The organism is Actinomycetota bacterium, assembly GCA_018830725.1.
Taxonomy (GTDB): domain Bacteria; phylum Actinomycetota; class Humimicrobiia; order JAHJRV01; family JAHJRV01; genus JAHJRV01.
Genome location: JAHJRV010000035.1, coordinates 33753 through 58706, shown reverse-complemented (window position 1 = coordinate 58706; position 24954 = coordinate 33753). Strand labels below are relative to the sequence as shown.

Annotated in this window: 28 protein-coding genes and 1 riboswitch; of the genes, 27 read left to right on the top strand and 1 reads right to left on the bottom strand. The window is 29.3% G+C overall.

What is annotated here, in order from left to right; all coding sequences use genetic code 11:
- The 7 genes from KKC53_01860 to yfcE form a co-directional block, all read left to right on the top strand.
- The coding region (locus tag KKC53_01860) for a hypothetical protein (GenBank protein ID MBU2597916.1) at positions 1-362 on the top strand (362 nt) is incomplete at its 5' end.
- A gap of 49 nt (positions 363-411) precedes the next feature.
- The gene (rpe, locus tag KKC53_01855) at positions 412-1089 is read left to right on the top strand and encodes a ribulose-phosphate 3-epimerase (GenBank protein ID MBU2597915.1); all 678 of its coding nucleotides are present in this window, start codon (positions 412-414) and stop codon (positions 1087-1089) included.
- A 179-nt stretch (positions 1090-1268) separates the two neighbouring features.
- Positions 1269-1382, top strand: a riboswitch (FMN riboswitch).
- Between the two features lie 130 nt (positions 1383-1512).
- Positions 1513-2607 (top strand): bifunctional diaminohydroxyphosphoribosylaminopyrimidine deaminase/5-amino-6-(5-phosphoribosylamino)uracil reductase RibD, encoded by a 1095-nt coding sequence (gene ribD, locus KKC53_01850; GenBank protein ID MBU2597914.1) that lies wholly within the window; start codon positions 1513-1515, stop codon positions 2605-2607.
- A gap of 47 nt (positions 2608-2654) precedes the next feature.
- Positions 2655-3308, top strand: a complete 654-nt coding sequence (locus KKC53_01845; protein ID MBU2597913.1) for a riboflavin synthase — start codon at positions 2655-2657, stop codon at positions 3306-3308.
- Positions 3305-4513, top strand: coding sequence for a bifunctional 3,4-dihydroxy-2-butanone-4-phosphate synthase/GTP cyclohydrolase II (locus KKC53_01840; GenBank protein MBU2597912.1), 1209 nt, complete (start codon positions 3305-3307; stop codon positions 4511-4513). Before KKC53_01845 ends, KKC53_01840 begins: the two co-directional genes overlap by 4 nt.
- Positions 4514-4585: 72 nt before the next feature.
- Positions 4586-5053 (top strand): 6,7-dimethyl-8-ribityllumazine synthase, encoded by a 468-nt coding sequence (ribE, locus tag KKC53_01835; GenBank protein ID MBU2597911.1) that lies wholly within the window; start codon positions 4586-4588, stop codon positions 5051-5053.
- 14 nt (positions 5054-5067) lie between these two features.
- Positions 5068-5619, top strand: coding sequence for a phosphodiesterase (gene yfcE / locus KKC53_01830; protein ID MBU2597910.1), 552 nt, complete (start codon positions 5068-5070; stop codon positions 5617-5619).
- A gap of 55 nt (positions 5620-5674) precedes the next feature.
- Here the strand turns inward: yfcE and rpmB are convergent, their stop codons facing one another.
- The gene (rpmB, locus tag KKC53_01825; protein MBU2597909.1) at positions 5675-5869 is read right to left on the bottom strand and encodes a 50S ribosomal protein L28; all 195 of its coding nucleotides are present in this window, start codon (positions 5867-5869) and stop codon (positions 5675-5677) included.
- A 430-nt stretch (positions 5870-6299) separates the two neighbouring features.
- Here rpmB and KKC53_01820 point away from each other — a divergent pair, with 430 nt between their 5' ends.
- From KKC53_01820 to KKC53_01725, 20 genes are all read left to right on the top strand, one after another.
- Positions 6300-6650 carry an Asp23/Gls24 family envelope stress response protein gene (locus KKC53_01820; GenBank protein MBU2597908.1) on the top strand — a complete coding sequence of 117 codons (351 nt, stop codon included), beginning with the start codon at positions 6300-6302 and terminating at the stop codon, positions 6648-6650.
- A 44-nt stretch (positions 6651-6694) separates the two neighbouring features.
- Positions 6695-8287, top strand: coding sequence for a DAK2 domain-containing protein (locus KKC53_01815; GenBank protein ID MBU2597907.1), 1593 nt, complete (start codon positions 6695-6697; stop codon positions 8285-8287).
- A 67-nt stretch (positions 8288-8354) separates the two neighbouring features.
- Positions 8355-10547 carry an ATP-dependent DNA helicase RecG gene (gene recG, locus KKC53_01810; protein MBU2597906.1) on the top strand — a complete coding sequence of 731 codons (2193 nt, stop codon included), beginning with the start codon at positions 8355-8357 and terminating at the stop codon, positions 10545-10547.
- Between the two features lie 25 nt (positions 10548-10572).
- Positions 10573-11130, top strand: coding sequence for a 16S rRNA (guanine(966)-N(2))-methyltransferase RsmD (gene rsmD / locus KKC53_01805; GenBank protein ID MBU2597905.1), 558 nt, complete (start codon positions 10573-10575; stop codon positions 11128-11130).
- Positions 11131-11182: 52 nt separating this feature from the next.
- Positions 11183-11683, top strand: a complete 501-nt coding sequence (coaD, locus tag KKC53_01800; GenBank protein MBU2597904.1) for a pantetheine-phosphate adenylyltransferase — start codon at positions 11183-11185, stop codon at positions 11681-11683.
- A gap of 126 nt (positions 11684-11809) precedes the next feature.
- Positions 11810-12271 (top strand): ATPase, encoded by a 462-nt coding sequence (locus tag KKC53_01795; protein ID MBU2597903.1) that lies wholly within the window; start codon positions 11810-11812, stop codon positions 12269-12271.
- 167 nt (positions 12272-12438) lie between these two features.
- On the top strand, positions 12439-12630 hold the full coding sequence (gene rpmF / locus KKC53_01790; protein ID MBU2597902.1) for a 50S ribosomal protein L32: 192 nt from the start codon (positions 12439-12441) through the stop codon (positions 12628-12630).
- 17 nt (positions 12631-12647) lie between these two features.
- Complete coding sequence (locus KKC53_01785) at positions 12648-14744, top strand: acetate--CoA ligase family protein (protein ID MBU2597901.1); 2097 nt, start codon at positions 12648-12650, stop codon at positions 14742-14744.
- Positions 14745-14748: 4 nt separating this feature from the next.
- Positions 14749-15807, top strand: coding sequence for a phosphotransacetylase family protein (locus tag KKC53_01780; GenBank protein MBU2597900.1), 1059 nt, complete (start codon positions 14749-14751; stop codon positions 15805-15807).
- A 204-nt stretch (positions 15808-16011) separates the two neighbouring features.
- A complete protein-coding gene (gene plsX, locus KKC53_01775; GenBank protein MBU2597899.1) occupies positions 16012-17040 on the top strand; it encodes a phosphate acyltransferase PlsX in 1029 nt (342 codons plus the stop codon).
- 74 nt (positions 17041-17114) lie between these two features.
- Entirely contained in the window at positions 17115-17354 is a 240-nt protein-coding gene (acpP, locus tag KKC53_01770; protein ID MBU2597898.1) for an acyl carrier protein, read from the top strand.
- Between the two features lie 187 nt (positions 17355-17541).
- On the top strand, positions 17542-18240 hold the full coding sequence (gene rnc, locus KKC53_01765) for a ribonuclease III (protein MBU2597897.1): 699 nt from the start codon (positions 17542-17544) through the stop codon (positions 18238-18240).
- A gap of 24 nt (positions 18241-18264) precedes the next feature.
- Entirely contained in the window at positions 18265-20922 is a 2658-nt protein-coding gene (locus KKC53_01760) for an AAA family ATPase (protein MBU2597896.1), read from the top strand.
- A 150-nt stretch (positions 20923-21072) separates the two neighbouring features.
- Entirely contained in the window at positions 21073-21321 is a 249-nt protein-coding gene (gene rpsP / locus KKC53_01755; GenBank protein ID MBU2597895.1) for a 30S ribosomal protein S16, read from the top strand.
- 24 nt (positions 21322-21345) lie between these two features.
- Positions 21346-21576: a KH domain-containing protein gene (locus KKC53_01750; protein ID MBU2597894.1), complete on the top strand. Its 231-nt coding sequence runs from the start codon at positions 21346-21348 to the stop codon at positions 21574-21576.
- Between the two features lie 50 nt (positions 21577-21626).
- Positions 21627-22157 (top strand): ribosome maturation factor RimM, encoded by a 531-nt coding sequence (gene rimM, locus KKC53_01745; protein MBU2597893.1) that lies wholly within the window; start codon positions 21627-21629, stop codon positions 22155-22157.
- A 47-nt stretch (positions 22158-22204) separates the two neighbouring features.
- Positions 22205-22891 carry a tRNA (guanosine(37)-N1)-methyltransferase TrmD gene (gene trmD, locus KKC53_01740; protein ID MBU2597892.1) on the top strand — a complete coding sequence of 229 codons (687 nt, stop codon included), beginning with the start codon at positions 22205-22207 and terminating at the stop codon, positions 22889-22891.
- A 151-nt stretch (positions 22892-23042) separates the two neighbouring features.
- Entirely contained in the window at positions 23043-23417 is a 375-nt protein-coding gene (gene rplS / locus KKC53_01735) for a 50S ribosomal protein L19 (protein ID MBU2597891.1), read from the top strand.
- Between the two features lie 96 nt (positions 23418-23513).
- The gene (lepB, locus tag KKC53_01730; protein MBU2597890.1) at positions 23514-24041 is read left to right on the top strand and encodes a signal peptidase I; all 528 of its coding nucleotides are present in this window, start codon (positions 23514-23516) and stop codon (positions 24039-24041) included.
- Positions 24042-24242: 201 nt separating this feature from the next.
- Positions 24243-24593 carry a YraN family protein gene (locus KKC53_01725; GenBank protein MBU2597889.1) on the top strand — a complete coding sequence of 117 codons (351 nt, stop codon included), beginning with the start codon at positions 24243-24245 and terminating at the stop codon, positions 24591-24593.
- Positions 24594-24954: the final 361 nt, after the last annotated feature.

The window sequence follows — 24954 nt, the reverse complement described above, 5'->3', positions numbered from 1 at the left end:
TCATACAAGATGATAGTTTGGCTACATATACTAAAAAAATCACGAAAAAAATTGCAACTATAAATTGGGATAGTCCATCAAAGAAAATACATGATCAAATAAGAGCTTTAAATCCTACCCCTGGTGCTCAAACATCCATTAAAGGTAAAAATCTTAAAATATTTATATCTCAGATAATTAATAGAAAATCAACTCTTCCTCCAGGATCAGTAGTGACATGTTCACCAAAAGAAGGGTTATTTATTGCAACATCAGATTATTTAATTCGTCCTTTTATATTGCAACCTCAGGATAGAAGGAAGATGAAAGATATCGAGTTCTTACGGGGTTATCGAGTAAACAGAGGAGACATCCTGAAATAGAATACTTTGAAATTTTGTAACAAACCTATAACAAAACTTAAATTTTATTATGGTTAATAAAAAAGATAAAACATATGAATTGTCAGTTTCAATACTGGATGCAGATTTTACACATTTAGAGGATGAGATCAGAAAAATAGAGCCTTATGCTGATTTTATCCAGATTGATGTAATGGATGGACATTTTGTACCAAATATTTCTTTTGGAATTCCAATTGTTAGAGCAATAAAAAATATTACTGATATTCCTTTAGAAGCTCACTTAATGATCCAAGAACCACAAAGATATATAAAAGATTTTATAGATGCTGGCTCCAGTTGCATAATTATTCATTATGAATCAGAATCATCAATAGAAATATTAAATATTATAAAGGAGATTAAAAAATATGGGGTTGAAGTGGGACTTGCTGTAAATCCTGATACCCCTATAAAAAATATAACTAATTTCCTAAAAAATATTGATCTTCTTCTTGTCATGTCTGTTTTTCCTGGTTTTGGAGGTCAAAAATTTATAAAAAAAACCTATGAAAGGATTAGAAAAATTAGGAGAATAATTGATTCAGAAGACATTAAAGTTAAAGTTGAAGTTGATGGCGGAATAAATTTAAATAATGCTCATAAATTATTAAAAGCCGGAACTGATATTTTAGTAGTTGGGTCAGCAATATATAAATCCAGTGATACAGAAGAAGCTATAAAAAATTTCTCTTCAATTGAATTATAGGTTTTAGAGAATTGAATAAATTAAAGAAGGAATTGGTAGCTAATTAAATTATTTAAGAAAAAATAGGATTGCTTTAAAAAAACTAATTAAAATTATTTAAATATAGAACATATTTTTTGGTAAAATATTGAAAAATAATAGCTTTTATAGTATATAATATCATTACATTTTTTAAAGATAAAAATCTTCAGGGCAGGGTGTAATTCCCTACCGGCGGTAAAAGCCCGCGAGCCTTTTTGGCAGATCTGGTTATTCCAGAGCCGACAGTATAGTCTGGATGGGAGAAGATTCTATATATGCGTCGAGGAATTTTCTCCTTGGCGCTTATTTTATTTAAGGAAAATATTTTGATAAGTAGAAAAATCTATATAAAAGTAAGTTCAATAGGTGAAAAATATTAAAAGAGAAGTACATAAAAAATATATGAATATTGCACTCAAATTAGCAGAGAAAGCAAGGGGAAATACAAGCCCCAATCCACTGGTTGGAACTGTTTTAGTTAAAAACGATGAGATAATCGGAAAAGGATATCATAAAAAAAGAGGATTTAATCATGCAGAAGTAGAAGCCCTACATTCTTGCAATGTTTCTCTGAAAGGAGCCACTATGTATGTGACTCTTGAACCTTGTTGTTTTTATGGTCATACACCACCATGCACTCAGACAATTTTAAAAAGTGGAATAACAAAAGTAATAGTTGGAATGATTGATCCTAATCCAAATGTAAATGGTAAGGGAATAAGAGAGCTAAAAGAAGGAGGAGTTGAGGTAGAAGTTGGATTTTTACAAGATGAAATATCAAAACAAAATGAGATTTACATAAAACATATTACAAAAAAGATACCTTTTATTGCATTGAAAATGGCAATAAGTCTAGATGGTAAGATGTGCACTAAAACAAAAGATTCTAAATGGATTACCTCAGATATTTCAAGAAAATATGTACATGGAATAAGAAGTCAATTTGATAGTATATTAACTGGAGTAGGGACAGTATTAGCAGATGACCCCTTACTTACAGTGAGATATGGCAAGAATAAAAAAAATCCTATAAGAATTGTGGTAGATTCAGAACTTAAATTTCCATTGGATTCAAAATTATTAAAGACTGCTAATGAAGCAAAATTAATTATTGCAACAACCAAGCATTATGACAAGAAAAAAGCTAAAGAAATAAATGAACTTGGAGCAGAGATTCTAATAGTTAATGAAAACAAGAATGAGAATATTGAGCTAAAAAACAGAGTAAATTTAAATGAATTACTAAAAATATTGGGTGAGAAAGAGATAACATCTGTCCTAATAGAGGCCGGTCCAACACTTTCTACATCATTTATTAAACAAGATTTGGTTGATAAATTTCATATTTTTATCGCTCCTATGATAATTGGCGGATATAATGCTTTTCAAACTATCGGTGACTTAGAAATTGTAAGAATAGTAGATACTAAAAAACTTAATTTCTCAAAGGTAGAAAGAATAGGGGATGATGTGTTAATTGAAGCTTATCCTATTTAATAAAAATTAATTAGTAAAATTTCTTAAGCGGATTAGAAAAAGGAAAAATGTTTTCTGGAATAATTGAAGAAATTGGAATAGTTAAAAAAGTAAGACTATCTCCAGAAAAAAGTTTTATAAGAATTTTTTGCAAAAAAATTTATGAAGACCTTAAATTGGGTGATTCCATAAGTGTAGATGGAGTATGTCTTACAATTTCAGAGATTGGACATGGTTTGTTTGGTGTTGATATCTTACCTGAAACATATGAAAAAACCACATTAAAATATCTTAAGGTGGGAAGAAAGGTAAATCTAGAAAGATCTATTACTCTTGGAACCTTATTAGGAGGTCATATTGTTTTAGGACATGTTGATGAAGTTGGAAAAATAATAAAAATAAAAAGGGAAAGAGGTTCTAATATATTTGAGATTTCTCACTCACCAGAATTGGCGAAATATATAGTGAAAAAGGGATCGATAGCTGTAGATGGTATTAGTTTGACCATAATGGATGTTTTTATTAGAAAATTCTCAATTAATTTAATTCCTTACACCCTGAAAAATACTACTTTAGGTAATAAAAGTATCAATGATAATGTAAATTTAGAAGCAGATGTTCTTGCGAAATATTGCTATAAATTTATTTCAGATAGATATAAAAATAAAGAGATTACTAATAACAATTTAAAGAAAAAATTTTACAGGAAAGAAATAATATGAGCATAGTCACAATTGAAAAGGCAATAGAAGAAATTAAAAAAGGCAAAATGGTAATAGTGGTTGATGATGAAGACAGAGAAAATGAAGGTGATTTCATAATGGCTGCTGAGAAGGTTACTCCTGAGGATATAAATTTCATGTCAAAGTTTGGTAGAGGTTTAATTTGTATGCCTTGTATCAGTTCTAGATTAAATGAACTACAGATACCTGATATGGTAACTGAGAACACATCGAAACATGGAACTGCGTTTACAGTTTCTGTTGGTGCGAAACATAAAATATCAACTGGAATATCTGCATTTGACCGTGCTGCAACAATTTTAACAATAATTGATCCTAAAACAAAAACAGAAGATATAAGTATGCCCGGGCATGTTTTCCCTTTAAGAGCGAAGGATGGTGGCGTGCTTAAGAGGGCGGGACATACAGAGGCTGCTATTGATTTAGCTCGATTAGCAGGTCTTTTCCCTGCTGGTGTTTTATGCGAGATAATGAATGATGATGGAACAATGGCTAGATTAAATCAGTTGGAAAAAATAGCAAAAGAGTTTAATATGCCCATTGTTACAGTAGAATCTATCATTGAATATAGGAGAAAAAGAGAAAGATTAATTAGAAAGATATCAACAGCAAGACTTCCAACAGAATATGGTAAATTTGATATTATTGTATATCAATCAATTTTGGATGAGAAAGTTCATGTAGTCTTGAAAAAAGGTAAGGTGACAAATAAACAAAATGTTTTAGTTAGAGTACATTCTCAATGCCTTACTGGAGATGTCTTTAAGTCTCTAAGATGTGATTGTGGTCAACAGTTGTCTAAAGCTCTTAAGATGATAAAAGATGAAGAAAGAGGTGTTTTACTATATATGGAGCAAGAGGGAAGGGGAATTGGACTTTCAAATAAATTGAAAGCATATAGACTGCAAGACAAAGGTTTAGATACTGTTGAAGCAAACAAAGAACTAGGTTTTTCAGCAGATCTTAGAAATTATGGAATTGGAGCCCAGATATTGGTTGATTTAGGATTATCAACAATAAGATTATTGACAAATAACCCAAGAAAAATTGTGGGGCTTGAGGGATACGGGTTAAAAATAACAGAAAGAGTTCCAATAGTAGTAAAACCACATAAAGAAAATATCAAATATTTACAAACAAAGAGAGATAAACTTTCTCATTTAATTGATTGTATCGAAAAATAGTCACAAATCTCTAAAAGAATTAAATTAAAATTGAAATAGTAAAAAATTATAATTTTTTAGAAAGGAGAATAAATGGAAAAGAAATTTGAAGGTCATTTAATAGCAGAAGATTTAAAGTTTTCAATAGTGGTAAGCAGATTTAATGATTTTATAACCAATCGTCTTTTAGAAGGGGCATTAGATGCTTTAAAAAGACATAAATGTTTAGAGGAAAACATTAAGATAGCTTATGTTCCGGGAAGTCTTGAAATACCTCTTATTGCAAAAAAGTTAGGACTTACAAAAAAATATGATGCTATCATATGTTTGGGAGCAGTTATACGAGGGGATACTCCTCACTTTGAATATGTAGCTTCTCAAGTAACAAGAGGAATTGAAAGAGTCAGTTTAGATTTAGAGATACCAGTATCATTTGGAATTATAATTGCAGACACTATTGAGCAAGCTATAGAAAGAGCAGGAACAAAAATGGGTAATAAAGGATATCAAGCAGCTATATCAGCTATTGAAATGTCAAATTTGTTAAAAGAAATAAAATAAATTAAATTTTAATTATGAAAATTGGAATATTTAGCGATACTCATGGCGATTATATAGCCATTAGAAAAAGTCTCGAGATTTTTAAGGATTGTGATTTTATTCTGCATTGTGGTGATATATTAAATCATGGTGTTTTCAATCCAATTAAGAAATCCTATAATCCAAAGAAAGCAGCACAGCTATTAAATGAATCGAAAAAACCTATAATTTTCTGTAAAGGTAATTGCGATAGTGAGGTAGACCAAATAGCAATAGAAAGACCCATTCAAAGTCCAATTGCCTATATTGTTTCTCAACCTTTTAGAATTCTTATAAATCATGGGCATAATATGAGCAGGGAAGATTTTCTTAAACTTGCAAAAAAAGATAAGTATAATATTATCGCAACAGGTCACACTCATCGTAAATCATTTGAAAAAATAGAGGATGCTTATTTCATAAATCCTGGTAGTGCAAGCATTTCGTTAGATGAAAAACCTGCATCTGGAGCAATCTTACATGATAATGAATTAACTTTCTTTAATATCAAAACAGGTGAGGTAACAGAAAAATTTATATTGAGGTAATTATTAAAATATAAATAGAAAATAAAAAATGGATAAAACAAATAGTAATTGTATATTACTTCACTATTTTTTCTACTTTTCCAGCTTTAAGACACTTAGTACATATCTTGATTTTAACTACTTGGTTATCCTTTTTTACTTTTACTGTATGGAGATTTGGTAGCCATTTTCTCTTAGTTTTCCTGTGAGAATGGCTAATTTGATGTCCTGATACTGGTCCTTTTTTACAAATTTCACAAATTCTTGCCATAATATTTCTCTTTATGTATTTTTATAAGTGTTTATAAAAAAATTATTATATAACCTAATTATAAATTATTTTTCAATATCAAATATATATTTTTACTTTGTAAGTTTGAAATTATATGACTATTATTTAAAAAAATCAAATATATTTACATTTTTGTTGTTACAATAATAAAATGTTAAATTTTTATAGTTTTATAAATTTTGTTAAAATTTACTAGAGAGGTTTAGCGAAAATGAAATATTTTTTGCAACAAGCGTCATTCTCTTTTACTTAAGGAAACAATAAAATATTATTAATCGTCAAATATTGATTATAGAAGTGATATTAATTTAAAAATTAATTGAACTATTTAAGAGATGTGTTTACAACTCTTAATACTTTAAAAATAAATATTACTATTAAATAAATATTATGATTTGGGGGTAATATATTGGAATTTAACAAGGAATCTCGTGGTCAAATACGAATATCTGACACTGCTATTGCTGAAATTGTAAGTAATGTCTCAAGTAAATGTTATGGTGTTATAGGATTTGTAAACCCATCCTTAAAGAAAGGTATAATAAAACTTCTACATAGAGAACATCAAAGTAAAGGTGTAATTGTAAGTAGAGATAAAGATAAAGTTAATATTGAAATTCATGTTATAGTCCAATATGGTACGAATCTCAAGCAGGTTGCTGATAGTTTAAGAGATTCAATTAGGTTTAATCTTGAAAAATTAACATCTTTACCAATTGGAAAAGTAGATATTAATATACAGAAGGTAAATATAAAATAATTTTTTAAATAATAAACAAGAAGTTCAAAAAGGATGTAATTAGTTTGGCCAAAGTACTATCTTCAAATGATTTTTATAATTTATTGGAATCCGGATTTGCTTACTTGCAAAAGAATGAGGAAGAAATAAATGAACTAAATGTTTTTCCAGTTCCTGATGGTGATACTGGTACAAATATGGTTCTAACAATGCAATCTGTATTTCAAGAATTATCATCCATAAATGAATTAACTATGGAAAATCTTACTAATGCTGTAATTCAAGGCTCTCTCTTAGGAGCGAGAGGTAACTCTGGTGTAATACTTTCGCAGATTTTTCGTGGAATATTTAATTATATTGGAAAGAAGAAAGAAGTAGATATAAAAGATCTTACAAAAGCTTTGGAACTTGGTAAAAAAGTAGCATATGAAGGTGTAATGAAGCCAGTTGAAGGAACAATGTTAACTGTTATTAAAGATATTGCTAATTCTGCAAAAGATGTATCAAAAAAAAGTAAAACAATAAAAGATTTTTTTGAAAAAATTGTAGAAGAAGCTAAAAAATCGGTAGAGAGAACACCCTTGCTTTTAGATGTATTAAAAGAAGCTGATGTTGTAGATGCTGGTGGGCAAGGATTATATATAATCTTTTTAGGAATGTTAAGTATATTAAAAGGAGAGGAATTAAAACCCACAGTAGTTACAAAAGGAGTTGAATTTATGGGCTTGGGACAACAAAAAGAAGAATTAACTTATACATATTGTACTGAGTTTCTATTAGAAGGTGAAAATATTGATATTAACAAGTTAAAAAAATATATTGAGAAAAGAGGAAATTCAGTTCTAGTTGTAGGTAATAGTAAAAATGTCCATGTCCATGTTCATACTAATGAACCCAATTTAGTAATAAGAAGGGTCTTAAAAGAAGGTGAAATTCATAATATAAAGATAGATAATATGAAAGATCAAGCTGAAGCTCAAAAAATTGACGAAAAAGTGTTAGATAAGATAGCAGTAGTATCAGTTTGCATTGGTGATGGTAGTAAAGCTATTTTCGAAAGTTTAGGTGTAAATATAATAGTAGATGGTGGTCAAAGTATGAACCCAAGTACAGCTAATATTGCAAAAGCTGTAAATAGTCTCCCCAATAGAAATGTAATCATACTTCCAAATAATAAAAATATAATTCCTGCAGCTATTCAGGTTAAAGAATTAACAGAAAAAAATATTGCTGTAATAAATAGTAGATCAATTCCACAGGGATTTTCTACTATGCTCTCCTTCAATAAAGATTTAGAAATGGATGTCAATGTTAAATCAATGGAGGAAAGCTTAAGTTATATTAAAACTGGTGAAATAACTTTTGCGGTTAGAGAAACGAAATCCTCTGTTGGTGATATTAAAAAGGGAGATGTGATAGGATTTTATAATAATGAACTTGTAGTTATAGGAGATGACTTAATAGAAAATACAATTTCTTTGATTGAAAAAATGTTAGATGAGGAAAGTGAGGTAATAACTCTGTATTGTGGAGAAGATGTGGCTGATAAGGAAAAAAAGGAAATTGAAAATAAGCTTAAAGGAAAATTTTTAGATAAGGAAATAGAGATTCATAATGGTGGTCAGCCATTATATCCATTTTTAATATCCATTGAGTAATTTATTAAGATATTCTTTTTATTTGTCATATCAGTTTATTTTATTTACTTATAAATAACTTTTTAAAATGTTTGAAAATATTAAAGACAAATACAACCATTTTGGAGGAATAACATCAACACCAAATTTTCATTATGAACGTGAATTCGAATCAATTCTTCCCAAGGAGAACAACATAAAGAACCAACTGTTTCTTTATAAACCTTTATCAAAAATAAGGGGAGTAGGAATCGGTAATGCCACAATTAATAAATTAGGTAAATTAAATCTTTTTTCAACAAAAGACCTACTTTATCATTTTCCACGGACATACCTGGATCTTTCCAAAGTAAAAAAGATCTGTGATGTTAAGGAGGGAGAAGAAATAACAATTATAGGGGTGGTAAAAAGAGTAGATAAGAGCAGAACAAGAAGTAGAAAGGATTTGTTAAAAATATATATATGGGATAAAACTGGATACATAACAGGCATTTGGTTTAACCAAAACTATATTGCTGATATATTAAAAAAGGGAACTTTTGTAGCTTATAGTGGTGTAGTAAAATACAAATTTAATGAGCTTCAGATAATGAATCCTCTTTATGACATTTTAGATATAAAGAGTGAAAGAAATCAAATTCATACTGGCAGAATAATACCTAAACACCCGTCAACTGCTGGAATTAGTACTAAAAATTTAAGAAGGATTTTTAGCAAAATTCTTTCAAAGTATGGAGTTTTACCAGAACCTTTACCAAATAAAATCAAGATAAGACAGGATTTTCTTACATCTTTATCAAATTGCATAAATCAAATCCATTTTCCAAGCTCTTTTAGTTCATTGAAAATCTCAAAAGATAGACTGATTTATAATGAACTCTTTTTTCTACAATTGGGCTTAGCTCTCAGAAAGAAGTCCCAGACTATAGATTTAAAATCGGTAGTGATGGATGTAGATAAACCGAAGATTGAAAAATTTATAAAAAGCCTTTCCTTTAACCTCACAGCAGCTCAGAAAAAAGTTATTAATGAAATAAAAGAAGATATTTCAAAACCAATCCCTATGAATAGATTACTTCAGGGAGATGTTGGTTCCGGAAAGACAGTAGTTGCATTGATTTCTATGATAATTTCATCATTGAATGGTTATCAATCTGCAATAATGGTCCCTACCGAGGTTTTAGCATGGCAACATTTTAAGAACTTTAAGAAAATGCTAAAAAAATATCCTTTTGAAGTACTTCTTCTAAGCAGTTCAACTTTACCCAATGAAAAGTTAAAAATTTTAAAGCAAATTAAGGAAGATGGAAATCAAATAGTTATTGGAACTCATGCATTAATTCAGGAAAGAGTGATATTTTCAAATTTAGGATTAGTTATTGTAGATGAACAACATAGATTTGGGGTTGCTCAGAGAAAACAGTTAAAAAGTAAAGGTAAATACCCACATGTTTTAATCATGTCTGCAACACCAATTCCAAGAACTATTACTCAAACAATGTATGGCGATTTAGATGTTTCAATTATTGATGAGATGCCACCAGGTAGAGGAAGTGTTGAAACAAGACTTTTCCATCCAGGTGAGAGAGAAGAAGCTTATAACTTAATAAAAAGTGAATTAAATGAGGGTAGACAAGCATTTGTTATTTGCCCACTAATTGAGGATTCAGATTTACTTAAAGTTAAATCAGTAATAAAAGAAGCTGAAGAGTTAAAGCAGGTAGTTTTTAAAGAATATAATGTTGAAATACTTCATGGACAATTATCTTCTAAAAAAAGAGAGGAGATAATGCAGAGATTTGAAAACAAGGAGCTTGATGTTCTTATCTCAACTACCGTTGTGGAAGTTGGAATAGATGTGAAAAATGCAACAGTAATGTTGATAGAAAATGCTGATCGCTTTGGATTATCTCAATTACACCAATTAAGAGGGAGAATTAGAAGAGGGGAACATAAATCGTATTGTATTTTATTTGCAGATTTAAAGACTGATGAAGCATTCAAGAGAATAAATTCATTTTTAAAAACAGAGGATGGGTTTGAGTTAGCAAATAAGGATTTAGAGATAAGAGGAGAAGGTGAAATTTTTGGTGAAAGACAATGGGGTATTCCAGATTTAAAAATATCAAGTATTGTGAGAGACAAGGAAATATTAGAGAAATCAAGAAAGGACGCATTTTCCATTATAAAAAATGATATTTCGCTCAGTTCACCAATCACAAAAGTTTTGATAAATTTTTTAAATTTTGAATATCCAGAAAATAAATTCTGGCAAATTTAACTAAAAATTATTTTTTTAATTTTTTATGAGAGTTATTGCAGGGAAAGCTAAAGGAAGAAAATTAAAATGTAAAAAAGGTTTATCTACAAGACCTATGACAAATAGAATTAAGAAAATGGTTTTTGATACTCTCTCAAATAAGGTAGTTGATGCATATATATTAGATTTATATGCTGGCTCAGGTTCATTGGGAATTGAAGCGTTAAGCAGAGGGGGAAAAAGAGCTGTTTTTATAGAAAAGGATTATACTGTTGCAAATTTTTTAAAGCAGAATATAATAAATACATCATTTAAAGATGTGTCTGATGTATTTATTATGGATGTAGCTAAATCTATAAATATTTTAGCCAACAAAAAATTAAAATTTAATATCATATTTTGTGATCCACCATATAAAATAAATGAAGTTAGGATAAAAAATATTTTAGAAAAGATAGTTAAAAGCGAGCTTTTAACTATGGGTGGGGAACTAATTTATCATCATTCTAAAAGGATCTCCTTTTCTGAAATTTTTAAAAAGTTGAAACTCATAAAAGACACAAAGGTTGGAGAGTCAGTAGTGTCTTTTTATAGATATATATAAAAAGCTAAAGTCTTAGAAATTTTAAATAAATAAATATTTTTAGGAGTGGGTTATGAAAGAAGTAGCAATTTGTCCAGGAAGTTATGATCCAGTTACATCAGGTCATAAAGATATATTCATACGAGCATCGAAATTATATGATAAGGTTATTGTAGCAGTTGCTAAGAATCCAAGAAAGACCCCCTTTTTTCCAGTAGATGTGAGGGTTATGCTATTAAAAAAAGTGATCGAACCTTATCCGAATATTGACGTTTGTCACTTTGATGAATTATTAGTTGATTTAGCAAAGAAGGAAAAAGCATTAGTTATAGTTAAGGGATTAAGAGCATCATCAGATTTCGAATATGAGTTTCAAATGGCACAAGTGAATCATAAATTAGCTCCAGAAATTGAGACTGTATTTTTGGTAACCAAAACTGATTACGCATTTCTAAGTTCAAGTGCTGTAAAAGAAGTTTTAAGATTTAACGGATGTATTGAAAATTTGATACCACCAGAGATAAATAATGATTTAATTAGATATTATAATCAATATAAAAAAAATAGAGATTAAATTATTATGACTTTGGGAGAAAATAAGGATTAATTTAACTTAATTTATTCGTATATTTCTTTAAATTTTTATTAAAATGATTTATTATATCTAAAAATCTATTAGGATTTTTAGAAAGGAGTTATTTTGGATGCATTAAAAGTAATCGAAGAATTCGAAGATTTGATTTCAAAAAGTAAAAGACTTCCTCTAACCTCAAATATTATTATAAATGAGGGAAAGATCTATGAATTCCTGGATAGATTAAAAGCATCTTTTCCAGAGGAATTCAAACAGGCAAGGTGGATTGTAAAAGAGAGGGATCAAGTACTAAATGATTCAAGAAAAGAAGCAGATAGAATTGTTAAAGAAGCACAAGAAAATGCAAATAAGTTGGTTTCAGAAACTGAAATAATAAAGAAAGCGCATAGAGAGTCAGAGGTAATTATCAAACAAGCTGAGACAAAAGCAAGAGGGATAAGATTAGAAGCTGAAGATTACATAGATTCAAAGTTAGCTAACTTAGAAGCAACTCTTCAAAAACTTCTTTTATCAATTGAAAAGGGAAGAGATAAACTATCGGGAAAAACTATAGAAGAAGAGAAGTAAAAGTTTTTTAATTACTGAGTTAAATTACAATTTATAGATTTTATTTAACATTTTATATAATTTAGTTGATTTTATAGACTTTATGATATATTTTCATAAGTATTTTGTATGGGAAAATATAGCTTAAGTGAACAGTAAAAAAAATAGAATGGTTTGGAGGTATATAATTGGCTGTTCCTAAGAGAAAAACTTCAAAATCGAGAAGAAATAAGAGAAGAGCACATCATAAATTAAACTTACCAACTTTAGTTGAGTGTCCTCAATGTCATGAACCTAAAGTTCCGCATAGAATATGTCCTAATTGTGGTTATTATAATAAAATGGAAGTAATAAAGGTTGAAAAGAAAAAGAAAAAATAGAAGTTGGAGGTTGATACTTGAGCCTTAAATCTCTTTTTTACCCAAGTTCTATAGCAGTTATTGGTGTATCGAGAGAAGAACATAAAGTAGGACATTTAATATTCGATAACATTAGAAATTCAGGATTTAAGGGACCCTTTTTTCCAGTTAATCCAAAAGCTGATGAGATTCATGCTATTAAATGTTATCCTTCAATATTAGATATTCCAGTAGATGTTGAGATGGCAGTTATAGTTGTTCCTGCTAAATTTGTTCCAAAAGTTATGGAAGAATGTGGTAAAAAAGGGGTGAAAGCTACAGTAATAATTTCTGCTGGTTTTAAGGAAGCTGGAATTGAAGGTTCAAAGTTAGAAAAAGAAGTAGCAAGTATAGCAAAATCAAATGGAATTAGAATCGTAGGTCCGAATTGTTTGGGAATAATAAATACCGATAGTCCATATAATGCTTCTTTCACTACTCATACTCCAAAAAAAGGCAATATCTCATTCTTTTCTCAGTCTGGTGCATTGTGTGCTGCAATTTTGGATTGGTCAATAGGGGAGAAAATAGGTTTTCATAAATTTGTAAGTTTAGGAAATAAAGCTGATCTAACCGAGGTTGATTTTCTTGAGGATTTTTTAAAAGACCCAAAAACAAAGGCCATTACTGGTTACTTAGAGGGAGTAACTGAAGGGGAGAAATTTATAAAAGTTACCTCTGAAGTCTCAAAAAAGAAGCCGGTAATTCTTGTAAAATCTGGTGGTACAGATTCAGGTGCAAAAGCTGTTTCATCACATACTGGAACCTTAGCTGGTTCGCAAGCTGCATATGATGCTGCTTTTAAACAAAGTGGTGTAATTCACGCTCAATCAGTTCAGGATTTATTTGATTATTCTGTTGCACTTGCTTATCAACCATTACCATTGGGAAGAAGAGCTGCAATAGTTACAAATGCTGGAGGAGCTGGAGTAATGGCAAGTGATGCTTGTGAAAGAAATGGGATCATACTTTCACAATTTTCTTCAGAAACAATTGATAGATTGAGAAGTTTTCTACCAAGTGCAGCTAATGTTTATAATCCAGTGGATGTTTTAGGGGATTCATTAGCAGAAAGGTATTTAAGAGCAGCGAATTTGCTGATCAATGATGAAAATGTTGATTCACTGATAGCAATTTTGGTTCCAGCAGCCCCAACTCAGATAAAAGAAACTGCAATAGGTTTAGCTGAACTTTCAAAGAGAACAGAAAAAACTATTATAGCTTGCTTTATGGGGAAAGATCATGTAAAAGCAGGTGTAGAGATATTAATTGATAATTCAATACCAAATTATCACTTTCCAGAAAGAGCCATCGCATCTTTAGCTGCAATGAATAGATATCATAAATATGTAGTTAGTCCAGAGAAGATTTATCAGAAATTTGATGTTGATAGGGAAAAAGTTCAAAAAATCTTTGCAACCGCTATTTCTGAGGACAAAAGATTTTTAAGTGATGAAGAAGCAAGAGAGGTTGTAAAAGCGTATGGTATAAGAATACCAAAAACAGAATTAGCCAAGGACATTAATCAGGCTACTGAGATAGCAGAAAGAATTGGTTATCCACTTGTTTTAAAAGTTGCTTCTCCAGATATATTACATAAGACTGATGTCGGTGGTGTTAAGATTGGAATAAAGAATAAGCAGGAATTAAGAGATTCTTTTGATGATATAATATGGGAAGCAAAGAGATATATGCCAAATGCAAAAATATTGGGGGTGATATTACAAGAATTTATTAGTGCTAAAAGGGAGGTCATATTGGGGATGAACAAAGATCCTCAATTTGGTCCATTACTTATGTTTGGATTAGGAGGAATATATGTAGAAGCATTAAAGGATGTTTCATTTAGGGTTGCTCCTATAACTGAGAGTGAGGCTTGGGAGATGATATCTGAGATAAAATCTTTTCCACTTCTTCGTGGAATAAGGGGAGAGAAATCAGCAGATATTGATTCAATAGTAGACTCATTACTTAGGCTATCACAGTTAGTAACTGATTTTCCCAATATTTTAGAAATGGATATAAATCCTTTAATGGTTTATGATAAAGGAAAAAGGTCTGTAGCTACAGATGTAAGAATTTCTTTAGGAGGGTGATTAAATGGTTACATGTTATATAGTCTCAAATGAGGAATTTTCGGGTAAAAGCACAATTTGTGCTGGATTAGGATTAATTTTGAAAAATCAGGGATATAATTTAAATTTTATTAAACCTGTTGGAACACATCCTAAAAAAGTTAAGGATACAATAATGGATGGTGATGCTGAATTTATGTGTGAGGTTTTGGGAACTTGTGAAATTTTATCTCATCACTCACCAATTATATTGACTCCTGAATTATATACTGAGGGTTTACGAGGTGAAATACCTAATTTAATGAATAAAATAGTTGAAGCACATAAAATGGTGTCTAAAGATGTAGATTTAATTTTGATGGAAGGAGCCCGAAGTCTAAATGATGGTTTGGCATTAGGAGTTTCAGTTCCCCAAATATGCAAGGAGATTCCCTCAAAAGTAATTTTAGTAACAAAATATAAATGGGGAATGGTTGATGAGATACTATTCATAAAAAAACAACTTAAAGAACATTTCTTGGGTGTAATTATAAATATAATTCCAAGAGACGAAATAGAATATATAGATGAGAATATAATTCCCTATTTAAATAAAAATGACATCCCAGTCTTTGGTACAGTAATCGAAAATAAACTGCTTTCCTCAATTAGTGTTAAAGATTTATCAACGAATCTTAATGGAGAAGTATTATGTGCTCATGATTTTGTAGATGAACTTGTTGAAGCATTTATGGTTGGAGCTATGGGTCAAGAACAGGCATTGAGATTTTTTAGAAGAGTAGCAAATAAAGCAGTTATTACAGGAGGAGATAGAGCTGATGTTCAATTAGCAGCATTAGAAACCTCAACAAAGTGCCTTATTTTAACTGGCGGTTTTCAACCAAGTGCTATCGTTTTGGGAAGAGCGGAGGAATTAGGAGTTCCTATGGTATTAGTACCTTATGACACACTTACAACAGTTGAAAAAACAGAGAAGATTGTGGGACATCTTAGAATACATGAACCTCAGAAGGTAGATAGGTTAAGAGAAATACTTACTGAGCAGGTTTCAATTGATAGTTTAAAGAAAGCACTTGATATTTAAATATATCTTTTTATAAAATTTGTACTTTTTGAGATTTGTGACATGGTTTCGAAGACATTTTACCCTCCCCCTACCCCCTCCCATAAAGGGAGGGGAATTGAGTGAAATATAAAGGGAGAAACTATATTCAAATTCTTCAATAATTCTTTTATGGAATTAATTGGAGAGAGGATGTCACATGTAACTAGCAAGGAAAATTAAAGGTTGAATAAAAAAGAAATAAAAAAAATTACAATTGCAATAGATGCCATGGGAGGTGATTATGCTCCCGAAGAGATAGTTGAGGGAGCAATTCTATCTTTAGAAGAAGAAGATTTCAGTATTATTCTTGTTGGTGAAGAAGAAAAGATAAATAGTTTATTATCAAAGCAAATATTTGATAAGAAGAGGGTATCAGTTCTAAATGCTACTCAAAAGATAGAGCAAGATGAAAGTCCTGCAATAGTTGTAAGAAGAAAAAAACAGAGTTCTATAAATATTTGTTCGAAACTAGTAAGAGATAAAGTGGCAGATGGAATGATTTCTGCAGGTCCAACAGGAGCAGTTATGGCCTCAGCTATTCTAAATATTGGGAGAATAAAAGGTGTAAAAAGACCCGCATTGGCTGCATTTATACCCACTGTTAAAAATCCAATACTATTGATTGACATAGGTGCAAATGTTGATTGTAAACCAATATATTTATTACAATTTGCTATTATGGGGAAGATTTTATATAAAAATTTGTTAGTGGATGTTAAACCTAAGGTTGGTTTACTGAGTATAGGGGAAGAAAGAACAAAAGGAAATCACTTAGTCCAAGAGTCATATGAGTTAATTTCTAAATCAATTAAAGATTTTGTTGGAAACATTGAAGGTCACAAAATATTAGATGGAAAAGCCCATGTTATAGTATGTGATGGTTTTATAGGAAATATTGTTATAAAATCTATGGAGGGAACTGCAGAAATGCTATTTAATCAATTAAAAGATACATTTCTCACTAATACAGTAAGTAAGATATGTGCATATCTATTAAAGCCCTCACTGAAAAGTTTAAAGAAAAAATTTGATTACAGAGAATATGGTGGTCTTCAACTTGTGGGAATAGATGGTATTTGTATAAAAGCTCATGGTAGATCAAAATCTAAAGCAATAAAAAATTCTATTAGAGTTGCTAAACAAGTGATAAATAGTGAAATGATAATCAATTTAAAAAGTGAAATAAGTAAGTATTTGAAAGAGGATAGATAGGAAATAACTATATTTATTTGAAACTAAAAAGGATATTTCTCGTCAAAAGAATTAAAAAAATATTTGGAGGTAATATGGAAAGGGATGAAATTTTTGAAAAATTAAAAAAATTAATTACTGATGTTTTAGATATTGAAGAGGAAAAAATATCATTTGAATCAAAATTTTTAGAGGATTTCGGTGCAGATTCGTTAGATATAGTGGAAATAGTTATGGCTATAGAGGAGGAATTTAATATAGAAATACCAGATGAGGATGTAGAAAAAGTTTTAAGTGTAAATGATGTAATAAATTATATTCAGTCTGCAGTTTAATCTCTAAATTTTTTAACTTTGTCAACTAAAAGCCTTTAGCAATTATTTATTACTAAAGGCTTTTATTTTATTAAAAGAAAATGAGAGAAAATCTTGAAATGCATTTGATTATCTTTAACAACCGAACTTGTTTGTGATAAACTAACTGATTAGATAATTTTTTTTAATTTTTAAAAGTATAGAATATATGAATACAGAGCAAATAATAAACTGGGCTAAAGATCAAAAACTGGTATTTAAAAAAAAAGAAATTTTAATTAAAGCATTAACTCATCGCTCCTATTTACATGATATTGATGAAAATACAGAAACAAATGAAAGATTGGAGTTTTTAGGAGATTCAGTTCTTTCATTAATAATCATTTCTTATTTATATCAGAAATTTCCAACAAAAAATGAAGGAGAACTTGCAAAAATAAAGTCAAATTTAGTGAGTGGTGATACATTATCTCAATTAGCTAAAGATATAGACTTAGGAAAAGTAATTATTTTAGGAGAAAATGAGGATGGATCAGGTGGGAGGAAGAAGGATTCCATACTGGCCGATGCCTTAGAAGCATTAATAGGAGCTATTTATTTAGATTTAGGTATTAAAAAGACAAAAAAGTGGGTTATCAATCTATACTCTAAAAAAATAGATGATGAGGTAAAAAAACCCTTTTTAGATGATTATAAAACAAGACTGCAGGAGATTCTATCCCAGAAGAAGGTTGGTAAGTTAAGTTATAAAATTTTAAAAGAAGAAGGACCTGACCACGCTAAAATGTTTTTAGCAAAAACCTTTTTAGATAAAATAGTGATTGGTGAGGGATGGGGTAGTAGCAAGAAAGATGCTGAACAAGAAGCAGCAAAATTAGCATTAATGAAAATTTCTAAAAATATATAAATAATTTATTCTAAAATTTGTAGCATGTTTATAAAAGAAGTTACACTATACGGATTTAAATCATTTGCTGAAAAAACTAAAATTGTCTTTAATCCAGGAATTACAGCAATAGTTGGTCCAAATGGAGCCGGGAAAAGCAATATTGTTGATTCAATTTCCTGGGTATTAGGAGAACAAAGCCCCAAATCACTCAGAGGTATAAGCATGGAAGATGTTATCTATTTGGGAAGTCTTGTAAGGTCTCCTCTTAATATTGCCACTGTTAGATTAGTTCTAAATAATGAAGATAATACTCTACCTTTAGATTTTCAAGAGGTCTCAATCCAACGTCAAGCTTCTAAAGATGAAAGCAATTTGTATTTATTGAATGATGTACCTTGTAGACTTATTGACATAAAGTCTCTTATTGCCAGTGCTGGATTGGGCAAACAATTTAAATCAATTATAAATCAGGGTGAACTTGATAATGTTTTAACTAGTCATCCTAAGGAAAAAAAGCATCTCATTGAGGATGCTTGTGGTGTAACAAAATACGAAATAAGGAAGAAAAAAGCTTTTAGAAAACTAAAAAAGACTGATGTCAATATTTTTAGATTGAAAGATATAGTATCTGAGGTAAATAGACAACTAAAGCCTTTAAAAAAGCAGGCTGAAGTTGCTCAAAGATTTTCAGAATTAGAAAAACAATTAAGGGAGAAGGAATTATCATTAACCGTCACAATTCTGTGTGATCTTAAAAATAGAGAAGAAGGTATTATAGAAAAAGAGGAAATAACAAGAGCAGAAATTGATAATTTAAGAACAGACTTAAATAAATTAGAATCTACTAAAAATGAAATTGCGGAAAAAATAAGAGATCTCTCAGATAAACTTCAAAATGATTTTGATTATCTATATAAAATAGAAAAAAATACAGTTACTATAAAAGGTTGGAAATCTTTGGTATCAGAGAAAAGCAAATATTTAAAATCAATGATTAAAGGGTGGCAGGATTTAAGTATAGTTCTGAGTCGGGGTAAAGTTACAGATGAATTAGATATAAATGTATTTAAATCAAAATTGGAAGATATAGAAAATAAGATAAAATCTAAAAAAGAGAAACAAAGAGAAAAAAATACTCACCTATATGAAATAAGGGAAAAAATAGCTCAGAAAAACATAATTTATGATCAACAAGAAGAGGAATTACAATCTTTGCTTTTAAAGTTATCAACTAAAACTTCTGATAGTCTACCATTATTATCCAGAAATCTAAATCTGTTAAAAGAGAATATTGATGAGATGATTTTAAAAATTCGTGAATATAAATCAATCTTTTCTGAACCCATAGATATATTAAATAAGAATAGGGATACTACATCAAATATTTCTTTTAAAAACAAAAAAATTGAGGAGATTATAAATTATAGTGAGTCAAAGTTAATAAATATTAAATCAGAGCTAAAAAATAACCAGGAAATCTCTAAAAAATATGAATCTATTTTGAGTTTGTTAGAGAAAGGATTTTCAGACATTAAAGATATTCCACAACAGATAAATAAATTAATAAATGATGAAAAAGATATTTTAAGTGAATTAAATTCTATAGAAGTCTCAATATCTGTGCTTGAGGAAAGAAAGAGTAACCTTGAAGTTAAGCTTAATAGTTTGAGAAAAAAAGATATTATTATAAAAAGTGACAAAGCATATAGAAAAAAAGCTCTTGATGAAGTGGAAAATGTCAGAAAAAAGGCAAATTATTTAGAAGATATATTTATCAGGATGGAAAATATTTCAAGAAATATTGCTAAAATGTTGAAAGAGATTAATAGAGGAGATAGAAGCAAACTTGAAAATTATGAGATCAAGCGAGAAGAAATTAGTAAAAGAGTAAGATATAAAAAAGAAAAGATAGAGAAACTGAGAGAAGAATACCAAATTTTAAATTTAGATAAAGCTCAATTAAAAATAAATATACAGTCTAAAACTAATGAATTAAGAAGATTGGGTTATGAATCTATAGATAAAGCAGTTAAGGAGTCTATTAAGGTATTAGACATAGAAAAAATACAGAAGGGGATAAATAATTTTAAAGCAGAATTATATGAAATAGGTCCAATAAATCCGATTGCATTAGAAGATTATCAGAAGCTTGATGATAGAAGAAAATTTTTAAATGAACAGATAAAAGATTTAACGAATGCAAAAAGAGACTTATTGAAATTATTATCAGAAATGGGCAAACAGATGGAAAATCTTTTCTTAGAATCTTTTGAAAAAGTGGACATATATTTTAGAGAGCTTTTTAAAACACTTTTCCCAAAAGGAGATGCACATCTGGAATTGATCAAGACAGAAAATAAAGAAGAAAATGGAGTTGATATAAAGGTAAATGTTGGTGGAATCAAAAATAGAGCAATTTCCCTTCTTTCAGGTGGTGAGAAAGCGTTAGCTTCTATTGCTTTTATTTTTGCATTATTTAAGCTTATGCCAAGTCCTTTCTATATTTTAGATGAAGTAGATGCAGCTCTTGATGAAGTAAATTTAAAAAGATTTATAAATTTAGTAAAGAAATTTAAAAAACAACACCAACTCATAATAATTACTCATCAAAGAAGAACTATAGAAATGGCTGATGTATTATATGGTGTATCAATGAATCCAGATGGCACTTCAAAGATTGTTTCAGAAAGAATTGCATAATTTAGTAATTATTTTTAACATTTAACTTAAGTGATTATTAATAATTTTTTATTATTTAAGATGAGTAAGAAAAGTTTAAATAGTTGATAAATTTCAAAAAAGTGTTATAATTCCCTTAATCTATAAATAAAAATAAATTAGGAGGTGTTATTGGCAGTTAAAATCAGACTAACAAGAAGGGGGGCAAGGAAGAAACCTTTTTATAGAGTAGTTGTTGCAGATGCAAAGATGCCAAGAGATGGCAGATTTATTGAAATTGTTGGTACATATAATCCACTTTCTGAGCCATCCGAAGTTAAAATTGAGAAAAAGAAGGTAGAGAAATGGCTAAAGCGAGGTGCAATTCCCACAAGAACTGTGGAGAAATTACTAAGCATTGCCGGAATTGAAACCAAATAGGTTTTTTAAAAGTAGAGGTGAAAAATGAAAGAACTATTAGAGTATATTGCAAAAGCTTTAGTTGACGAACCAGATAAGGTTGAAGTCAATGAAGTAGGAGAGGGAAGATCGATTATCTTACAGCTAAAAGTTTCAGAAACTGATGTAGGAAAAGTTATTGGCAAAAAGGGAAGAATAGCCAATGCATTAAGAGTAATTATTAAAGCTGTAGCTACAAAGAATGGAAAGGTCGCCATAGTTCAAATAATCGACTAATTTTTAATTATAGAATTGTTTGAGTCTGATTTTTAACTGTAAATAGGAAGTTGAACCTGAAATCCCATCAGATTGGAAAAATAATAAAACCAAAGGGGATTAAAGGAGAAGTTTTAATTAAACTTTTTACTGATTACCCCAAAAATTTAAAAAGAAATACTGTTCTCTATTTACAAGAAGATCTATTTGAAAAAAGTAGACTATTGATAGAGAAGATAGTCTGTGATGGCGGCATCGCAACTATAAAGTTCTATGAGGTTAACACAAGAGAAAAAGCTCAAGAATTAAAGGGATCTTCTCTATTTATACCATCCTGTAAATCTCCAAAACTTCCTGCTAATAGCTATTGGATCTATCAGATCATAGGTTTGGACGTGTATGATGAAAATGATAGGCATTTAGGCAAAATTGAAGAAATAATGAGAACAAAAGTTAATGATATTTATATAGTTAGGAAAGAGGGGGACACCTGTAAAAAGAAGGAGTATCTAATTCCAGCTATTAAAGATATTGTGAAAAAAATAGACCTAAATAGCAAAAAAATGGTAATTAAGATGATGGCAGGAATGGAAGATATCTAATTTTAGACTGTATGAAAATTAAAAATTTAATATTTTAAAAGACTAAAATGCAGATTGATATATTAACTATATTCCCGGATATGTTTGAATCCGTTTTTAAATATGGAGTTATTACAAGAGCACTCAGAAAAAATATTTTTTCTTTAAAAATACACAACTTAAGGGATTATTCACCCTTAAAACATGGTAGAGTTGATGATGAACCTTATGGTGGTGGACCTGGGATGATAATGATGCCAGAACCGATTTTTAATGCAGTAAGAGAAATTGTAAAAGATTCTGGGTTAAAAAGGGAAGAAATATGTGTAATTTTATTATCACCTGATGGAAAGAGACTTAATCAATCAACATTGAAATCACTTTCTTCTTTTAAAAAGCTAATCATTATATCTGGAAGATATGAGGGTGTTGATGAAAGAGTAAAAAAAGTATTGGTTGACAGATTGATTTCTATTGGAGATTATGTCATTTCTGGAGGTGAAGTAGCAGCTATGGTTTTAGTGGATGGTGTAGTAAGACTAATTCCAGGAGTACTAGGAAATATTAAATCTCTTGATGAGGAATCTTTTTTTAGTAATTTGCTTGATTATCCTCAATATACGAGACCAGCAAATTTTGAGGGAATTGAAGTCCCAGAAATATTGTTAAGTGGAAATCATAAAAAAATTGCAGAGTGGAGGAAAAAACAAGCAAAAATAAAAACAGAAAAATTAAGATCTGATTTATTAAAATAATAAAAAAAAATAATTAAATAAATTTGCAGAGCTTTGTGGTATATTTTCTTAGTTAAAAATGCCTGTGAAAATATACCACAAAGCTATTCAGAGAATCTTTACTTTTGTTTTTTTAGTGCTATAATGGTTCAAATATGATAGGGAGAATAAATTGATAGAAATATTAAATATTGAAAAAAAATATCTAAAAAAAGAAATTCCAGAATTTCAACCTGGTGATGTTGTAAAAATACACATAAATGTAAGCACAGGCAAAGGTACAAGGATACAGGTTTTTCAGGGAATTGTGATTAGAATAAAAGGTTCTGGCATAAATAGAACGTACACAGTAAGAAAAATTTCATATGGGATTGGAGTTGAAAAAATCTTTCCAATAAATTCACCTGTGATTGAGAAAATTGAATTAGTTAGTAAAGGTAAGACTCGAAGAGCTAAGTTATATTACCTGAGGGAAAGAACTGGGAAAAAAGCTAAAGTTAAAAGAAAAGAAACTACTAAAAATGTAAAAAATAAAAATGCAGTTTAAAGGTAAGATTGCTCTAAGAGCATAATGAGAAATGTAAAACAACATAAAAATTTTAATTAGATTAAGGTTAAATTAATTAAAAGAGACTGTTAAAGAGTGATAAAAAAGAAAAGTTTACTTCCCTCCTTTTTTGAATATATATTTTTAATAGCAATTGCTGTAATAATTGCTATTTTGATAAGGACATTTATTATCCATACCTATATGATACCCACATCATCTATGGAACCTACAATTTTAATGGGTGATAATTTATTGGTAGAAAAAATTACCTATAGATTTCGTTCACCAAAAGTGGGTGAGATAGTGGTTTTTAATAATCCTTCTGGGATAGAGAAACAGCTGATTAAGAGAGTAATAGGAGTTCCAGGTGATCATGTTGAAATAACTGAGGATGGTCATGTAATTTTGAATGGTCAAGCTTATGAGGAGCACTATGCAATCTACCAAAATGTTGGTCAATCATTTAGTTTTGATATCAAAGAAGGTACAGTTTTTGTACTTGGTGATAATAGGGGAAATAGCCAGGATAGTCGTTGGATTGGTCCTATATCTGAAGATATGATAATTGGAAGAGCTATTTTTAGACGCTGGCCATTAAATCGTTTTGGCCCTATCAAATAGTCATACCTACAAAACTTCTGACCACTTAATTTTTATACAAGTATTTCACACTTATATATAAATAAATATTTGCACAAATTGTCATATTCTGATATTATTTAATAATGTGTTATAAATCAGTTGGTAGAAAGTATTAATTATTTATAATTTGTGAAATATTGTTTTTAATAACAATAAGTATTTAAAATTTTGAAAATTATTATGATAACTGGAAGACAGGGAGAGATTTTAGCTAAAAATTTTTTAATAAAAAAGGGTTATCAAATAATAGATGTTAATTATAGATGTAAGTTAGGGGAAATAGATATTATAGCTTTAAAAGACAACAAGATATGTTTTGTTGAGGTAAAGACCAGGAACTCACTTACTTTTGGAAAGCCTTTTGAGTCAGTAAACTATTTTAAACAGAATAGAATTAAGAAAATTGCACAACATTTTTTAATATTTAATAACCAATATCAAAATTTGAATACTCGTTTTGATGTTATTTCTATATATCTACCACAGGGAATTAAACAAGCTAAAATAAGATTTATTCCTAATGCATTTTAAACTTTTCCATCATTATGTTTCTAATGAAAAATTGGTATCCTATAGTTCACAATAGTGTGATATAATAATTTTATTCTATTAAATTAGAAATTAGCACATGATTTTTAAATATAAAAAAATTATTTAATTTGAAAGAATCCATAATCTTTAAAATCACAATAAGTGAGCTCCGATTCATACAGTCCTAATGGGATTGATGAACGATAAGGTATGAGGAGCAATTCTCATACCCGCCATTACGCAAAGGAGGCTATAAATAAAATAACCTCCTTTTTTTATTTTTATGTTAAATTAAAAAATATCTTAAAAAAATATAAATCTCTCTATTTAATCCATAAAATTCATCTTAAAAATCTATAAA

Bases quoted from the DNA above. Each gene is read 5' to 3' on its own strand.
- rnc (MBU2597897.1), top strand. From the start codon at position 17,542: ATGAATACAGAGCAAATAATAAACTGGGCTAAAGATCAAAAACTGGTA.
- recG (MBU2597906.1), top strand. From the start codon at position 8,355: ATGTTTGAAAATATTAAAGACAAATACAACCATTTTGGAGGAATAACA.
- ribE (MBU2597911.1), top strand. From the start codon at position 4,586: ATGGAAAAGAAATTTGAAGGTCATTTAATAGCAGAAGATTTAAAGTTT.
- acpP (MBU2597898.1), top strand. From the start codon at position 17,115: ATGGAAAGGGATGAAATTTTTGAAAAATTAAAAAAATTAATTACTGAT.
- ribD (MBU2597914.1), top strand. From the start codon at position 1,513: ATGAATATTGCACTCAAATTAGCAGAGAAAGCAAGGGGAAATACAAGC.
- coaD (MBU2597904.1), top strand. From the start codon at position 11,183: ATGAAAGAAGTAGCAATTTGTCCAGGAAGTTATGATCCAGTTACATCA.
- rpmB (MBU2597909.1), bottom strand. From the start codon at position 5,869: ATGGCAAGAATTTGTGAAATTTGTAAAAAAGGACCAGTATCAGGACAT.
- KKC53_01780 (MBU2597900.1), top strand. From the start codon at position 14,749: ATGGTTACATGTTATATAGTCTCAAATGAGGAATTTTCGGGTAAAAGC.
- rpe (MBU2597915.1), top strand. From the start codon at position 412: ATGGTTAATAAAAAAGATAAAACATATGAATTGTCAGTTTCAATACTG.
- KKC53_01760 (MBU2597896.1), top strand. From the start codon at position 18,265: ATGTTTATAAAAGAAGTTACACTATACGGATTTAAATCATTTGCTGAA.
- KKC53_01845 (MBU2597913.1), top strand. From the start codon at position 2,655: ATGTTTTCTGGAATAATTGAAGAAATTGGAATAGTTAAAAAAGTAAGA.
- KKC53_01840 (MBU2597912.1), top strand. From the start codon at position 3,305: ATGAGCATAGTCACAATTGAAAAGGCAATAGAAGAAATTAAAAAAGGC.
- KKC53_01725 (MBU2597889.1), top strand. From the start codon at position 24,243: ATGATAACTGGAAGACAGGGAGAGATTTTAGCTAAAAATTTTTTAATA.
- KKC53_01750 (MBU2597894.1), top strand. From the start codon at position 21,346: ATGAAAGAACTATTAGAGTATATTGCAAAAGCTTTAGTTGACGAACCA.
- yfcE (MBU2597910.1), top strand. From the start codon at position 5,068: ATGAAAATTGGAATATTTAGCGATACTCATGGCGATTATATAGCCATT.
- trmD (MBU2597892.1), top strand. From the start codon at position 22,205: ATGCAGATTGATATATTAACTATATTCCCGGATATGTTTGAATCCGTT.
- rsmD (MBU2597905.1), top strand. From the start codon at position 10,573: ATGAGAGTTATTGCAGGGAAAGCTAAAGGAAGAAAATTAAAATGTAAA.